The 14,508-nt window shown below is 69.8% G+C and carries 15 protein-coding genes; 7 read left to right on the forward strand and 8 right to left on the reverse strand.

What is annotated here, in order from left to right; all coding sequences use genetic code 11:
- Nucleotides 1-21: 21 nt before the first annotated feature.
- The 4 genes from AC3RX0_RS10320 to dnaB all read right to left on the reverse strand — a co-directional run bounded on the left by AC3RX0_RS10320 (nucleotide 22) and on the right by dnaB (nucleotide 3,525).
- On the reverse strand, nucleotides 22-579 hold the full coding sequence (locus AC3RX0_RS10320; protein ID WP_491505895.1) for a dihydrofolate reductase family protein: 558 nt from the start codon (nucleotides 577-579) through the stop codon (nucleotides 22-24).
- Between the two features lie 34 nt (nucleotides 580-613).
- Entirely contained in the window at nucleotides 614-1,477 is an 864-nt protein-coding gene (locus tag AC3RX0_RS10325) for a PhzF family phenazine biosynthesis protein (RefSeq protein WP_491505896.1), read from the reverse strand.
- Nucleotides 1,478-1,496: 19 nt separating this feature from the next.
- Nucleotides 1,497-2,027 (reverse strand): P-loop NTPase family protein, encoded by a 531-nt coding sequence (locus AC3RX0_RS10330; protein ID WP_498165957.1) that lies wholly within the window; start codon nucleotides 2,025-2,027, stop codon nucleotides 1,497-1,499.
- 124 nt (nucleotides 2,028-2,151) lie between these two features.
- The gene (dnaB, locus tag AC3RX0_RS10335) at nucleotides 2,152-3,525 is read right to left on the reverse strand and encodes a replicative DNA helicase (protein ID WP_491505898.1); all 1,374 of its coding nucleotides are present in this window, start codon (nucleotides 3,523-3,525) and stop codon (nucleotides 2,152-2,154) included.
- 567 nt (nucleotides 3,526-4,092) lie between these two features.
- On the opposite strand from dnaB, the gene AC3RX0_RS10340 reads away from it, so the two are divergent.
- The 3 genes from AC3RX0_RS10340 to AC3RX0_RS10350 all read left to right on the forward strand — a co-directional run bounded on the left by AC3RX0_RS10340 (nucleotide 4,093) and on the right by AC3RX0_RS10350 (nucleotide 7,969).
- Nucleotides 4,093-5,067, forward strand: coding sequence for a hypothetical protein (locus AC3RX0_RS10340; protein WP_491505899.1), 975 nt, complete (start codon nucleotides 4,093-4,095; stop codon nucleotides 5,065-5,067).
- An 84-nt stretch (nucleotides 5,068-5,151) separates the two neighbouring features.
- A complete protein-coding gene (locus tag AC3RX0_RS10345; RefSeq protein WP_491505900.1) occupies nucleotides 5,152-6,309 on the forward strand; it encodes a chaplin family protein in 1,158 nt (385 codons plus the stop codon).
- A 295-nt stretch (nucleotides 6,310-6,604) separates the two neighbouring features.
- Nucleotides 6,605-7,969 carry a MinD/ParA family ATP-binding protein gene (locus AC3RX0_RS10350; protein WP_491505901.1) on the forward strand — a complete coding sequence of 455 codons (1,365 nt, stop codon included), beginning with the start codon at nucleotides 6,605-6,607 and terminating at the stop codon, nucleotides 7,967-7,969.
- Nucleotides 7,970-8,106: 137 nt separating this feature from the next.
- On the opposite strand, the gene rplI is transcribed toward AC3RX0_RS10350, so the two are convergent.
- From rplI to rpsF, 4 genes are all read right to left on the reverse strand, one after another.
- On the reverse strand, nucleotides 8,107-8,559 hold the full coding sequence (gene rplI, locus AC3RX0_RS10355) for a 50S ribosomal protein L9 (protein WP_491505902.1): 453 nt from the start codon (nucleotides 8,557-8,559) through the stop codon (nucleotides 8,107-8,109).
- Between the two features lie 11 nt (nucleotides 8,560-8,570).
- Nucleotides 8,571-8,825, reverse strand: a complete 255-nt coding sequence (rpsR, locus tag AC3RX0_RS10360; protein WP_029146075.1) for a 30S ribosomal protein S18 — start codon at nucleotides 8,823-8,825, stop codon at nucleotides 8,571-8,573.
- A 155-nt stretch (nucleotides 8,826-8,980) separates the two neighbouring features.
- Nucleotides 8,981-9,469 (reverse strand): single-stranded DNA-binding protein, encoded by a 489-nt coding sequence (locus tag AC3RX0_RS10365; protein ID WP_491505903.1) that lies wholly within the window; start codon nucleotides 9,467-9,469, stop codon nucleotides 8,981-8,983.
- A 5-nt stretch (nucleotides 9,470-9,474) separates the two neighbouring features.
- Nucleotides 9,475-9,843 carry a 30S ribosomal protein S6 gene (rpsF, locus tag AC3RX0_RS10370; RefSeq protein ID WP_491505904.1) on the reverse strand — a complete coding sequence of 123 codons (369 nt, stop codon included), beginning with the start codon at nucleotides 9,841-9,843 and terminating at the stop codon, nucleotides 9,475-9,477.
- Between the two features lie 179 nt (nucleotides 9,844-10,022).
- On the opposite strand from rpsF, the gene AC3RX0_RS10375 reads away from it, so the two are divergent.
- The 4 genes from AC3RX0_RS10375 to cds1 all read left to right on the forward strand — a co-directional run bounded on the left by AC3RX0_RS10375 (nucleotide 10,023) and on the right by cds1 (nucleotide 14,461).
- On the forward strand, nucleotides 10,023-11,015 hold the full coding sequence (locus AC3RX0_RS10375; protein ID WP_491505905.1) for a hypothetical protein: 993 nt from the start codon (nucleotides 10,023-10,025) through the stop codon (nucleotides 11,013-11,015).
- A 47-nt stretch (nucleotides 11,016-11,062) separates the two neighbouring features.
- The gene (locus AC3RX0_RS10380; RefSeq protein ID WP_491505906.1) at nucleotides 11,063-12,091 is read left to right on the forward strand and encodes a hypothetical protein; all 1,029 of its coding nucleotides are present in this window, start codon (nucleotides 11,063-11,065) and stop codon (nucleotides 12,089-12,091) included.
- Nucleotides 12,088-13,275: a hypothetical protein gene (locus AC3RX0_RS10385; protein WP_491505907.1), complete on the forward strand. Its 1,188-nt coding sequence runs from the start codon at nucleotides 12,088-12,090 to the stop codon at nucleotides 13,273-13,275. The genes AC3RX0_RS10380 and AC3RX0_RS10385 overlap by 4 nt, the downstream gene beginning before the upstream one ends.
- 100 nt (nucleotides 13,276-13,375) lie before the next feature.
- Nucleotides 13,376-14,461, forward strand: coding sequence for an L-cysteine desulfhydrase Cds1 (cds1, locus tag AC3RX0_RS10390; protein ID WP_491505908.1), 1,086 nt, complete (start codon nucleotides 13,376-13,378; stop codon nucleotides 14,459-14,461).
- Nucleotides 14,462-14,508 lie beyond the last annotated feature (47 nt).

A 14,508-nucleotide genomic window follows, 5' to 3' on the forward strand; every position in this document is an offset into this window, starting at 1 on the left:
TCCTCATCCACGATCGGCCGCTCATTCCGCCCGGCGATAGTGCACGGCGATGGCGCCGTTGGCGAGCGAGTTCGCCGAGATCAGCTCGAGGCGCCGGGTGCTGGGGAGTCCGTCCTGGTACAGGGTGGGGCCGTGGCCGACGATCAGGGGGTGGACGAGGAGCTTGTACTCGTCGATCAGACCCAGCCGGTCCAGCTCGGTTGCAAGCCGGCCGCTGCCGACGAGCACGCCGCGGGGAGTCTGTTCCTTCAGCTCCTGGACCGCGGTGCGCAGATCACCGGCGAGGTGGTGGCTGTGGGTCCAGGGAAAGTCGCTCCGCGTCGTCGACACGACGTACTTCGGCTTCGCCTCGAGCTTCTGCGCCCATTCGAGCATCGCCGGCGGCGCATCGACCTCGCCGCGGGCGACCATCGGCCAGTAGCTCTCCATCATCTCGTAGGTGGTACGGCCCCAGAGCATCGCGCCGCTCTCGTCCATCAGGCGGGTGAAGTGTGCGTGCGTCTCGTCGTCGGCGATGCCCTCGCGGTGGTCGACGCACCCGTCCAGGGTGACGTTGATGCTGAATGTCAGAAGACCCATGCGCGAACTCCGTTCCTCTCCCTGGCCGGACAGGCTACCGAACGACGGTCGCCGTCCCGGTCACTGTGATACCCCCGTCGTCGGGGATGCCGATCTGCAGGATGCTGGGTCGGCCGACGTGCCTACCCTGGTGCACCGTGACGTCGGCGGGCGGGGTGATGACGCCGAGCGCGCGAAGGTAGGCGCCGAGGGATGCTGCCGCCGATCCGGTGGCAGGGTCTTCGGTCACCGCGCCGACCGGGAAGAGATTGCGTGCCTCGAACGCGTCGAACGTTTCGGTGGTCGCGTGGATGACGGTGACCGTCCCGGTCCACCCTCTCGCATCCATGAGTGCGCGCACCGCTGCAGGGTCGAAGGTGAACGAATCGAAGACCTGTTGCTCCCGGATCGCGACGATCGGGTGCCAGTTGCCGGCGAAAGACTCCCGCAGCGGGAGCGCGTCATCGAGATCGGCTGCCGTCAGCCCGAGCAGGCCGAGCAGCGCTGCGGCCGTGTCCGGATCGAGGTCACGAACGCGGGGCGGAACGCTGGTGAAGGATGCCGTGGTCTGCCCGTGTGCCTCTTCCGTGGTGATGACGACCTGGCCCACGCTTGTCTCGAACACGAAGCCCCCCGTTCCGCGCTCGGACGAGAGGAACACTGCCGCGGCGATCGTCGCATGCCCGCAGAACGGGACCTCGGCCCCCGGCGAGAAGTAGCGGATCCGCACGTGCCGCGGATCGCCCTCCACGGCGGGGTCGACGAGGAAGGCCGACTCGGGGTAGCCCAGCTCTGTGGCGATCTCCTGCATCGCGCCGTCAGTGAGAGCCGAGGCATCCGGAACGACTCCAGCAGGATTCCCGCCGGACGGCTCGGCGGGGAATGCAGTCATGTGCAGAACCGGGATGTCGATCGTCACCCCGCAGTCCTCCCCACTTCTATGCCTCCCATCGCAGAACGGCATCGAGCAGTTCGCCCACCGGCGCCACGGCATCCAGTCGCAGCACCGGCTTTCCCATGCGGCGGAGCCACGCCTCCTGCCCGGCCCGACTGCGGCCCTCGAAGGAGGGATCATCGTATCCCTTGGCCCAGTCGAGGAACTCGTCCCACGCGACGGAGTCGTACTCACCACCCGCCCGGCGTTGCACCTCGCGCTGCTCGAGCCGGCGGATCCGCTCGGTCGGATCGAGCGACAAGAAGACGACGGCGTCGCATTCGGCGACCACACTCTCGCCCCAGTCACCCAGAGAACCCGACAGCACCCACGCCTCGCGCGGTACGAACACTTCGCGCATCAGCGCTACCCGATTCGGCGCCGGTCGCGTGCTGACGTACGGAGGATTCGTCGGCATCCAGAAATAGTCGTCGGTGTCGGCGTGCGGCACCGCCCAGCGGTCTGCGAGCGCCCGGGCCAGCGTGGTGGTACCGCTGCCGCTCGCGCCTGTCACATGCACTCTGGATCGCAGCATCCGCCCATTCTTCCAGCCGTGCCGTGGTCACCTGCCACTCGTTGTTGCGCGCCTCCCGCGAGGCGCGTCCCGCGCTCCCCAATACGTTGGCGTGCACCCGATGTCGATGGGGTCCGGGGCGTCGTTATTGGAAGTCGCCCGCCGGGGCCATGTCGGTGAAACGCGAGAAGTGCCCCTGGAAGGCGATCTCGATGGTCGCGGTCGGGCCGTTACGGTGCTTGGCGACGATCAGGTCGGCCTCGCCCGGGCGGCTGTCCTTGTCATAGACCGACTCTCGGTGCAGCAGGATGACCATGTCGGCGTCCTGTTCGATCGAGCCCGACTCGCGCAGGTCCGACACCTGCGGCTTCTTGTCCTGCCGCTGCTCGGGACCACGGTTCAGCTGCGACAGTGCGATCACCGGCACCTGCAGCTCCTTCGCGAGCAGCTTCAGCGCCCGCGAGAACTCGCTGACCTCTTGCTGACGCGACTCGACCCGCTTGCCGCTCGACATCAGCTGCAGATAGTCGATCACGACCATCTTCAATCCGGCGCGCTGCTTGAGTCGACGGCACTTCGCACGGATCTCGACGAGCGACATATTCGGGCTGTCGTCGATGTACAGCGGCGCGTCGTTGATGCGCCCGCGGGTGGCGGCGACGGTGGTCCAGTCGCGGGAGTCGAGCGTGCCCTTGCGCATGTTCTGCAGCGGGATCGCGCCCTCGGCCGACAGCAGGCGCATCGCGATCTCGCTGCGCCCCATTTCGAGCGAGAAGAAGATCGCCGGCATGTTGTGCTTGATCGCCGCGGCCCGGGCAAAATCGAGAGCCAGCGTTGACTTGCCCATAGCAGGCCGGGCGGCCACGACGATCATCTGCCCCGGGTGCAGGCCGTTGGTCAGGTCGTCGAGCTCGCGGAAGCCGGTCGGGATGCCGGTCATCTGTCCGTCGCGCCCGCGCGCGGCCTCGATCTCGTCGACGGCCGCGTCCACCGCGATGGTCAGCGGCACATAGTCCTCGGTGGCCTCGGCCCCGGTGACGCCATAGATCTCGGCCTGTGCGTTGTTGACCAGGTCGAGCGCCTCGCCCTGCCCCGAATACCCCATCTGCACGATGCGGGTGCCGGCCTCGACGAGCCGGCGCAGCAGCGCACGTTCCGACACGATCGACGCGTAGTAGCCGGCGTTCGCCGCGGTCGGCACGATCGAGGTGAGCGTGTGCAGGTAGTCCGCTCCCCCGGCCCGCTGCAGATCGCCGGTCTTGATGAGCTCGTCGGTGACCGTGATGACGTCGGTAGGCTCGCCGTGCGAGTACAGATTGAGGATCGCCTCGAAGATCAGCTCATGCTTGGGCACGTAGAAGTCCGTGCCGCGCAGACTCTCGATGACGTCGGCCACGGCATCCTTCGACAGCAGCATGCCGCCGAGCGCGCTCTGCTCGGCGAGGATGTCGTGCGGCGGCGTGCGATCGTGCTCCCGAGGCGCACCCAAACGCTCTTCGGAGATGTCCGCGATCGACACGTCCTCTGTCCTCCCCCTGCTAGGCCGCGCTCGTGCACCGGAATGGTGTTCCGGGACGGATCGGCTCCAGCCCTCGAAAGGCGATGGTTGCCGCGGCCGCCGCGATCTGATCACAGCAGATCACGGACCTCCGACATCCCTCGTCCACGACAGGATGCGTCCCCCGGTGAGTCAGGAACCCACGCTAGGGACGGCTCGATCAGGGTGCAACTCAGCCTGTGGATAACTGTGTGGAGAGATTGCGAGAAACGCCGGAAGTCCTGTGTACAGCACCTGTGGAGAACATCTGTGTAATTCTCGTTCTGCGACTTTTTATTTAGCTCTCACCAGGGATTTGAAAATCAACAGCCTGTGGATGGAACTCGACTTCAAGACCGGGTTGAAGGTTGCGGAGTGCAACGGAGTTATGCACATGACCGCGCACCCCGCAACTTCGCGCGCGCGAGGGCGAGGACTTCCTGAGGATTGTCTGGACACGTCTGCACGACCGCGGTAACGTGTCCACACCAGGCACCCTCATCACGCGTGCGTCCGCACGCGCAAGCTTTGCTTACGGGGGAGGTGAGCGTGACCTTGACACCGCTGATGCGGCGAGCGATGGTGCTCGTCGCCACGGGCGTTGCGCTCGCGTTCGCCTGGATTCTGGCCGCCGTTCTGTTCGGCTTCGCCGCCAACGGCGCGCAGGCCGCCACCGATTCCGGCGACGACTCCCCCGCGCCCGGGCTCTCCACCCTCGTCGGCTCGGCCCTCGACACCGTCCACGACACCGTGGCGACCGGCACCGCCGCGGTCACCGACGTCACGGATGCGGTCACCGACGATGCCGGGGACGTGGTGGATGCCGCGACCACCACCGTGTCGAAAGCCCCCGTGGCCACACCCGTCGTGAAGACGGTGACGAGGGCCGTGAGACCGGTCGCCGCGACTGTCTCCTCCGTCGTGACCGCGGCCGAGAAGGCTCCGCTCGTCGGCGACGTCGTCGCCGCGCTCGACGGGACCGTCGCCGATGTGACGGGCACGATCGACCACGTCGCCGGCAGCGCCCTCGATTCGATCGACGGCCCGCTCTCGACCCTTCCCGGCCGCACGATCCTGCAACCGGGGGAGCAGACTGCAGGCGGCTGGATCGGCATCCTCGATCCCGTGCAGAACGGCGGCGTCCCGGGCCTGCCCGCATCGCACGCCGCCGCCGGCCCACCAGGCGCTGCCGCAACGGCTGTGGCTGTGGCATCCAACGACGCGGCGACGGCCGCATGGTTCACCGCCGCCACGATCGTGCGGGCCGCGACCGCGACCATACTTCCGATGACTTCTCCGGGAACGGCACCCCTTCCTGCCGCTCCCGGAGACTCTGCCGATCTCGCCGCGTGGACCGCGGCCGGATCGTCACTGACGGGCTCCGGCGGCGCCGGACCCGCCGCTGCGGCTGTGATGGCCGTCGGCCTCTTGCTCGCGCACCGTGCCTGGGTGCGCAGGGGACGGCTCGACGACGATCTGTCGCCGGCGACGCCTGTCTACGCCACCGACGTCTCGCCCGACTGATCGAGAACCGGCCGCCTGTGCTGGCGGCAACGGTTCCCGCGCGCTTCCGCGTGCGGTCGATTCGATCTGTCCAGGGAGGACTTCATGAACACGTTCGTCAAGCGTGCCATCTGGGGCACGCTTCTGGCCGGGGGCATCACGCTCGCCGGCGGCATGGCCGCCAATGCGGCCGAGACGACTGGGGACGGCGGGATTCTGTCAGGGACCCAGGGCCTCATTTCTGTGAGCGCACCGGTGACGGTGGCCGGCGACACCGTTTCGGTGCTCGGCGACACACTCACTGATTCGTCGCAGCCCGCACCGGCTCCTGAGCCGGTGGCGGCACCGTCTGCGACCACGTCCGGCCAAGGGGGCACCGGGTCGGGGTCGCAGGCGGTGATCACCATGCAGGCGCCGATCACCGTGTCGGACAACGCCGTCTCGCTGCTCGGCGACAGCACGTCGACCGGCACGAGCGGCACCGCAACCGAGCCGGAAGGCACCGCAACCGAGCCGGAAGGCACCGCGACCGCTACCAGCACCGACGGCACCGACGGACTGCTCTCGGGCAGCCAGGTCGACGCGCCCGTCAGCGCTCCGATCACCGCTACCGGCAACGCCGTCTCGCTGCTCGGCGACAGCACGTCGGCCGGCACGGGCGGCACGGCGGGAACGACCACGGGTACGACCGACTTGGTCACCACCGACGGAACGGAAGGCACCCTCGCCGGCACCCAGGTGCTCGCCCCGATGTCCGCGCCGGTCACGGCGTCGGGCAACTCCCTCTCGCTGCTCGGCGACAGTGCGTCGACCGGTACCGTCGACTCGGTCCCGACCGGGACGACCGGCGAATTCGGGATCCTCGCGTCGGCACCGGACGGCGTCCTCGGCGGCACACAACTCGGGCTGCCGTTGCGCATGCCGATGAGGCTCCACGGCAATGTCGTCGCGGTCGTCGGCGACTCCGCGGCGGCGTCGCCGGCGCCGGGCACCGACACCGGCGCGAACCCGGGCACCAGCCCCGGCACCATCCCCGAAGAGACCGGCAGCACACCCGGTGGCAACGGCACCACGCCGGGCACGGAGGACGCCACCACGCCCGACGGGGTGACGGGCACGCCGCAAGGCTCAGCTCTCAACAGCTCGGCGACGGGGGAGCTCGCCGAGACCGGCGGAGGCATCGCCCCGCCCGCACTGGTCGCGGGCCTGGCGTTCCTGCTGCTCGGCGGACTCGCCGCAGCACGCCGGCACGGCACGGCATAGCGGCACGGCTGCGCGCACATGCCTGGTTGCGCGCATCCTCAGCCCCACACCGTGCAGCAATGCCGCGGGTCGTCCACAGCGGGCGGCCCGCGGCATCCATGTTCCTGCGCCCACGGTGAACTCCTTCGTGCGGCCTCGCTCAGCTTCTTCGTTCGCCCTCGGCCAGTTCAATTCCCAGCCGCCTCTGGCTAAGATGCCTCCGGGCGCCCGCTTGTGTGGGCGACATCTCGACGGTCTGGGGCGCCGTCCATCCGACCGTCAGGTCCGCCTGATCCGCTGAGGAGCACAACAGCCCATGTCGAACGCAACGGTGGTCGCCGCCGTGATCCGAGCAGACGGCTCAGCCGTCCTGCACATCGACGGTCGCGCCGAGAGCATCTCGACGACCCGGCCCGAGGACGCCCGGCGCGAGATCGTCCGTCGCCTGACCGCTCGTGCTGCAGAGCTCGGCGCTCCGGTACCCGTCACAGTGACCGAACCCGACGTGGCCGTCCAGCTCGTGGTGACTCCGGACGGCGGGGTGAACGTCGTGGAAGACACCGACGTCGCACCCACAGCGCCGCAGCCGAACCACCAGGGGACCGTCGAGCAGGCTCCGGCGGCCGCGCCTGCGCAGAGCATTCCGCGCGTGGCCCCGCAACACTCGGCGCCGCAGAGCGCACCGCCGGAGGCCGCACCCTCGCGCGCCACGCCTGCGCAGAGCGTGGCACCGCACGTCGCACCCGAGCGCGCGAGGCGTTCGCAGACCCGTCAGTCGTTCCTGAAGCACGAGGAGGTCGAGCGCCCGGCGTCGAAGGGCTGGCGCGGTGCCCTTGTGCGGGTCGGATTGCGGGTGCCGCCGAATGCGAAGGAGCGCGCTGAGCGCGCCGACCTGCACGCCGTGGCCCAGCACTGGGCCGGGCCGCGCACGATCGCCGTCGTCAACGGCAAGGGCGGCGCCGGCAAGACGCCCACCACCATCAACCTGGCGGCCGTGTTCGCGCGCAACGGCGGCGCCGGCGTCCTCGCGTGGGACAACAACCAGACCCGAGGCACTCTCGGATGGCGCACCGAGCAGGGCCCGCACGATGCGACTCTGCTCGAGCTGCTCCCACGGACGGGTCTGCTGCTCGGCGCGAGCGCGCAGTCCGCCGACCTGGCCCGCTTCGTCCATCACCAGACTGCCGACAAGTTCGACGTGCTGCGCTCGAAGCCCGCGGTGCTGGCCAGCGAGCAGCGCATCACGGCGCAGGACGTCTCGAGCATCCACGCCGTCGCGGCCAAGTACTACCGACTCATCGTGATCGACTCCGGCAACGACGAGACCGACCCGCTGTGGCTGCAGATGATCGATCACACCGACCAGCTCGTGGTCGCCACGACCACTCGCGACGACCACGCCGAAGCCGGGGCTCTGCTGCTCGAGGGCCTCGCCGAGCGCGACGAGCGGTCTGCGCGACTCGCGGCCAACGCGGTGGCCGTCGTAACCCAAGCCGACCCGAAGGCGACGGGCGCCGACATCCATCACGTGGCGGAGGGCTTCCGCTCGATCGCGCGCGATGTCGTCAGCATCCCGTTCGATGCGGCCCTCGTGGACGGCGTCATCACATTCGACGCGCTGCGTCCCGAGACGCGCCGGGCATGGCTCGGCGCGGCGGCCGCGATCGCGCGCGGGCTCTGACCCCACGTCGCTCACGGGCCGCCCGATCCGGACCTCTCGCCCGCGCGCGGCAAGCTGCAGCATTCACGAGAGAGACTTCGCCCGCGCGAGAACGGCCGCCGACCCGAGGGTCGACGGCCGTCTCCGCGTTCACTGCCTTACTTGGCGGCGACCACCTGCAGCGTGATCACGGCGGTCAGCTCGTCGCGCAGACGAACGGTCGCCTCGTGCTCACCGACGGCCTTGATCGGCGCGGTGATGTGGATCTTGCGCTTGTCGAGGTCGCCCAGGCCCGCGGCCTTGACCGCCTCGGCGATGTCGCCGGTCTTGACGGCGCCGAACAAGCGACCCTCGGCACCGGCCTTGACGGTCAGCTTGACCTTGGCGGCCTCGAGCGCATCCTTCAGCGCGACGGCCTCTTCGTGGTCGTGGATCGCGCGCGCGTCGCGGGCGGCGCGGATCGACGCCACCTGCTTCTCGCCACCGCGGGTCCACGCCACAGCGAAGCCCTGGGGGATGAGGTAGTTGCGGGCGTACCCGTTCTTGACCTCGACCACGTCACCGGCGCTACCGAGCCCGGCGACCTCATTCGTGAGAATCAGCTTTGCCATTGCGGTGCTCCTTAGCGGCCGGCGCCGGCGTAGGGCAGAAGAGCCATCTCGCGCGCGTTCTTGATCGCGCGGGCGATGAGGCGCTGCTCCTGCACGGAGACACCGGTGATACGACGGGCGCGGATCTTGCCGCGCTCCGAGATGAACTTGCGAAGGGTGGCGACGTCCTTGTAGTCAATGACGCCGACACGGATCGACTTCGCGGGAGCGGCGTTCTTCGCGCCCTTCCGCGGCTTGCGGCGGTCGCCGCTCGACTTTCCAGCCATGTTGTTTCCTTAGATCAGATGAGTTCTTGTGAGGGATGCCTCGGCCCGGGCGCTCTGTCACGCGGGTTTCGACTCGCTCGCACTTCCGCACGGGCTCGCTCGACCTTGAGTCGATCTCGCGTCAAGGTCGCTTCGCGACCGTGACCCGAGCCGACTCAAAACGGCGTGTCGTCGCCGTAGTTGCCGGGCGTGCTCCAGGCGTCGGCGCCGCTGTTCGACCCGGGGGTCGCCCACGGCTCTTCCGAGACCTGCTGCTGACGCGGGGCACCGCCACCGGACGAGGCCGCGCGCGTGACCTGGGCGGTCGCGTAGCGTAGCGAGGGGCCGATCTCGTCGACCTCCAGCTCGATCGAGGTGCGGTTGTTGCCCTCACGGTCCTGGTACGAGCGCTGCTTCAGGCGCCCGGATGCGATGACGCGCGAGCCCTTCGTCAGCGAGCCCGCGACGTGCTCGGCGAACTCCCGCCACACGCTCGCGCGGAGGAACAGCGCTTCGCCGTCCTTCCACTCGTTCGACTGACGGTCGAAAGTGCGCGGCGTCGACGCGATCGTGAAGTTCGCGACGGGCAGGCCCGACTGCGTGTAGCGCAGCTCGGGGTCGGCCGTGAGGTTTCCCACGACGGTGATGATCGTCTCGCCGGCCATCGTCGTTACGCCTTCGCGCCTGCGGCGGCCTTGCGGGCGGCCTTCGCCTCGGAGCGCTGCTTCTCAGCGGCGACCTGGGCGATCGCCTCTTCGGCACGCAGCACCTTGGTGCGCATCACGAGCTCGTTCAGCTTGAGCTGGCGGTCCAGCTCCTGCGTGGCCTCGCTGGTCGCGGTGAAGTTGACGACGGCGTAGATGCCCTCGCTCTTCTTCTGGATCTCGTACGCCAGGCGGCGACGACCCCAGATGTCGATGTTCTCGATCGTTCCCTTGGCGTCGGTGATGACCTTGAGGAACTTGTCCAGATGCGTCGGAACCTGGCGCTCATCGATCTCAGGGTTCAAGATGACCATGAGTTCGTACTGGTGCGTCACTAACCCACCTCCTTCGGACTAGAACGGCTCGCGGGTATCTCCCGTGAGCAGGAGGGTGTGTTGCACGTCGTCCGGCGCGTGACACGCCAGACAACCTTGACAGTCTATCGGATGCCGCGGATCCTCGCGATTCGCCGAGTACAGCGCGATGGCGCCGCGGCCCCGGTAGCGTGACACCCATGGAGTGGGCGCCGGATGCCGCAGCCGGCGACTGGCTGCGCGAGCGATTGGACGCGCCCTGGCGGGGGACGATGCACGACGTCGTGCCGCGCGGGTTCGCCGCGTACGCGCGCATCCTCCATCCGGCGACCCGGGAGCGCCCCGTCGGGCGCGACTGGCCGGCCGAGGGCGACCGCGACGGATGGGAGGACTTCCTCGCCGATGCGCCCGAGGTCGACACCGAGCGGGTGACATGGGCGGTCACGGCCGCAGCGTTCGGCACGAGGATGCACGCGCTGGCACAGTGGCACCGTCTGCGCCGCGGAACCGATCCCTACGGCGCCGACGACGCACCCCGCGATGCGGCAGGGTGGCGCTACGCCGATCCACTCCTCGGGGAGCTCGAACCGGCCACCCTGGCCGAGCTCGCGCGCGTCCTCGCCGCGCACACGTCCACCCCGCGCGCAGGCTTCGTCGCCCTCTGGGAAGGGCGCGGCGGCCTGGTCGGCGGCATGGGCACGGGCCCATCGCGCGAGTTCCTCACCAAGGTGACGACCGACGCGGCGGACGACGACATCGAGCGGCGCCACGCGGAGCTGCTGGCGCACACGGTCGACGACCGCGCTGAGAACCCGTTCGGCCAGCTCACCTGGCAGCCCGGCATCCTCTCCGACGAGATCTCGCGCGGCCCGCGACTGCAGCTGCCCGGCCGCGACTTCGTGCTGTTCCGCGGGAGAGTGGCCGAGCTCGCCGACCGGGACTGGATGCTGCGGATGCCGTGGCGCGACCTTCCGGCCGAGCGGCACGGCATCGCGCCCTCGGCGCAGTCGCCGAGCATCGTGTGGCCCGACGATCGCGCGTGGGTCATGGTCAGCGAGGTCGACTTCGACTTCACCGTCGTGGCGGGATCCGCCGACCTCGTCGACGCCGTCCTGCGCGATCCGCGGTTCGAGTCGTGGGCGCTGCCGCCCGGCGCCGATCTGAGCTGGACCGGCGACCGGCTGAACCGGTGATCCCGATTCCACCGGTGATCCGGATTCCGCCCGGGTAGCGTGGACGGATGCAGTGGACGCAGGATGTCGCGGCCGGCGACTGGCTTCGGGAGCGCATCGACGAGCCCTGGCGGGGAACCATGCACGACGTCGTGCCGCGCGGGTTCCCGGCCTACGCGCGGATCTTCCACCCGGCGCATCGCGAGCACCCCGTCGGGCGCAACTGGCCGGCGGACGGAGAGGATGCCGCAACCCGCGCCGCCTGGGAGGCGTTCGCCGCCGATGCGCCCGAGATCGACACCGAGCGAGTGCTGTGGAGCGACGTCGCCCGCGCGTTCGGCACGTCGATGCACCCGACCGCGCAGTGGGGGAGTCTGGTCGGCCGGACCGGGCCGCACGGCTTGGGCGCACGTCCCCGCGATGCGGCCGGCTGGCGCTACGACGACCCGCGGGAGGGCCACCTCGAACGCGACGACCTGGCCGCGCTCGCGCAGATCCTGCAAACGCACACGACGACGCCGGATACCGGGGGCATCGCGATCTGGGAAGGCTGGGGCGACCTCGTCGGGTCGATGCGGGTGGCGCCTTCCGGCGGCTTGGTCGACGGCGTGCCGCGGCGGTATGCGGAGTACGCTCCCGCTGCGACCCCGGACGATCCCGACGCCGTCCCCGCGCCGCACGAGTCGTTCCTGGCCCGGTCGTCCGTCCGCGACTTCTTCAACAACCCGTTCCAGAAGCCGACGTGGCAACCGGGCGTCCTGTCCGACGAGATCTCGCGCGGCCGGCGGTTCACCCTGCCCGATCGCGAGTACGTGCTGTTCCGCGGGGGAGTGGCCGAGTTCGCCGACGAGCAGTGGGTCCGGCGCGTGCCCTGGCAGGGCGCGTACACGGCCGGCTGGCCCGACCCCGCATCGCCGAGTCTGATCTGGCCCGACGACCGCGCGTGGGTCCTGGTGACCGAGATCGACTTCGACTCCACGATCGTGGCCGGCAGCGCCGAGCTCGTCGCGGCGATCGTCGCCGACCCGCGACTGGAGGCCGCGGAGATCCCCGGCGACGCCGTCCTGTGGCCCAATGCCGACGAGGTGAACCGATGACGCAGGCCACGGCATCCTTCGATCCCCACCCGCTGACCGATCCGGTCGACAAGGCGGCCGCGCGCGCCTTCGCGAAGCAGCTGCGCGCGAGCGGCGGCGGCGCCACGGCGCAGCGCACCATCGGGATCGTGATGATCAGCGTCTTCGCGGTGTTCTTCCTCACGATCGGCGGCACGATGTTCGCGAGCTTCGTGAGCATCGGCGGCGGCATGGGCGGCGGGTTCGGACTGTTCACGGTCATCCCGTTCATCGTGCTCATCGCGTTCGTCGGCGGCATCGTCGCGGTGATCGCGAACATCGTGCGCGGCGCCGGCGCGATCCGCGCATTCCGCCTGGCGAACTTCGCCCGCGCCAACGCCATGTCGTTCGACCCGGGCATGACCGCCCCCGGGCTGCCGGGCATGATCTTCCAGCTGGGCGGCAACCGGCGCTCGTCCGACCTGGTGCGCGGCGACCGGCCGCGGTTCGTCGAGTTCGGCAACTACCAGTACACGACCGGATCGGGCAAAGAGCAGACCACGCACCGGTGGGGGTACGTCGCGATCAAGCTCGACGTGCCGCTGCCGAACATCGTGCTCGACGCGACCAGCAACAACGGTCTGTTCGGCTCGAACCTGCCCGCCTCGTTCTCACGCGATCAGCGGCTGAGCCTCGAGGGCGACTTCGACGACCACTTCGCGCTGTACTGCCCCGAAGGCTACGAGCAGGACGCCCTGTACCTGTTCACGCCCGACATCATGGCCCGATTCATCGACCACGCCGCCACCCTCGACGTCGAGATCGTCGACGACTGGCTGTTCCTGTACGCCAAGCGCGACCTGTCGACCCTGGACCCGGCGACGTGGGCGTGGCTGTTCGCGACGGTCGGGGCGATCCTCGACAAGATGGCGCAATGGGCGCGGTGGCGCGACGAGCGACTGGCGATGGATGCCTCGTCCCGCGCGGGAATCGTCGAACCGGGCGTCGCGACCGGCGGCGGTGCGCCGGGTGCCGCGGCCCCCGCGGGGGCGCCGACGGCTGCGGCTGCGGCATCCCACCCGTTCGCCTCGCCCGCGATGCTCACCCCGCCGCCGGGCGTGGCCCAGCAGGGCAGGCGCCTGCGCCGGCGCATCCCCGTGCTGACGTGGGTGATCGCCGCCGTCATCGTCGCGGTGTGGGCGTCGGTCTTCTTCCGGATGTGGTGAGTCGTCAGTCCACGGCGCCCGCCCGGGGCACGGCCGCCCGTCCGCCTCGGGGTCACCCGGTGATGTCAGCGACTAGGCTCGCAGCGGACGAGGAGGGCGGATGCACGATCTGGAACAGGCCCGGCGCACACGGGAGTGGGTGAGCGAGGCCGTGCGCAAGGTCGAGGCCGACGCGAACCGCTCCAGCGACACGCACCTGCTGACCGTTCCGCTGCCCGAGGACTGGGGCATCGAGCTGTACCTGAAGGACGAGTCGACGCATCCCACCGGGAGCCTGAAGCACCGCCTGGCCCGCTCGCTGTTCCTGTACGGCCTGTGCAACGGGTGGATCGTCGAGGGCACCACGATCGTCGAATCCTCGAGCGGGTCGACGGCCGTCTCGGAGGCGTACTTCGCCCGGATGCTGGGGCTGCCGTTCGTCGCCGTGATCCCGCGCACGACCACGCAGGAGAAGATCGACCTCATCGAGTTCTACGGGGGGCGCTGCCACTTCGTGGACGACGCCGCCGGCGTGTACGACGCGGCCGCGCGCCTGGCTGCCGAGTCGGGCGGCCACTACATGGACCAGTTCACGTTCGCCGAGCGGGCGACCGACTGGCGCGGCAACAACAACATCGCCGAGTCGATCTTCGACCAGCTGGCGCAGGAGCGGCACCCCATCCCGCGCTGGATCGTCGTCGGCGCGGGCACCGGTGGGACGAGCGCGACGATCGGACGGTACGTGCGCTACCTGCGGCATCCCACCCAGCTGTGCGTGGCCGATCCCGAGAACTCGGCGTTCCTGGGCGCGTGGCAGACCGGCTCGCGCGACGTGCGCACCAGCGGCGCGAGCCGCATCGAAGGCATCGGCCGCAACCGGGTGGAGCCGAGCTTCCTGCCGCAGATCGTCGATCACATGGTGCGGGTGCCCGATGCCGCGTCCATCGCGGCGATGCGGTTCCTCGCCGCGCGCACGGGCTTTCGCGCCGGGGCGTCGACCGGCACGAACCTGTGGGCGGCGTTCGGACTGATCGCCGACATGCTGCGCCGCGGCGAGACCGGCAGCGTCGTGACGCTCCTGTGCGATGCCGGCGACAGGTATCGGCACACCTACTACGACGACGCGTGGGTCGCCGAACGCGGCCTGGACCTTGCCGGGCCGACCGCAGCGCTCGAGGAGTTCGTCGCAACGGGCGCCTGGGCGTGACCGCAGCCGGTCGTTGAGCGAGCGCAGCGAGTCGAAACGTCCTCTGC

The organism is Microbacterium sp. W1-4-2, assembly GCF_058349885.2.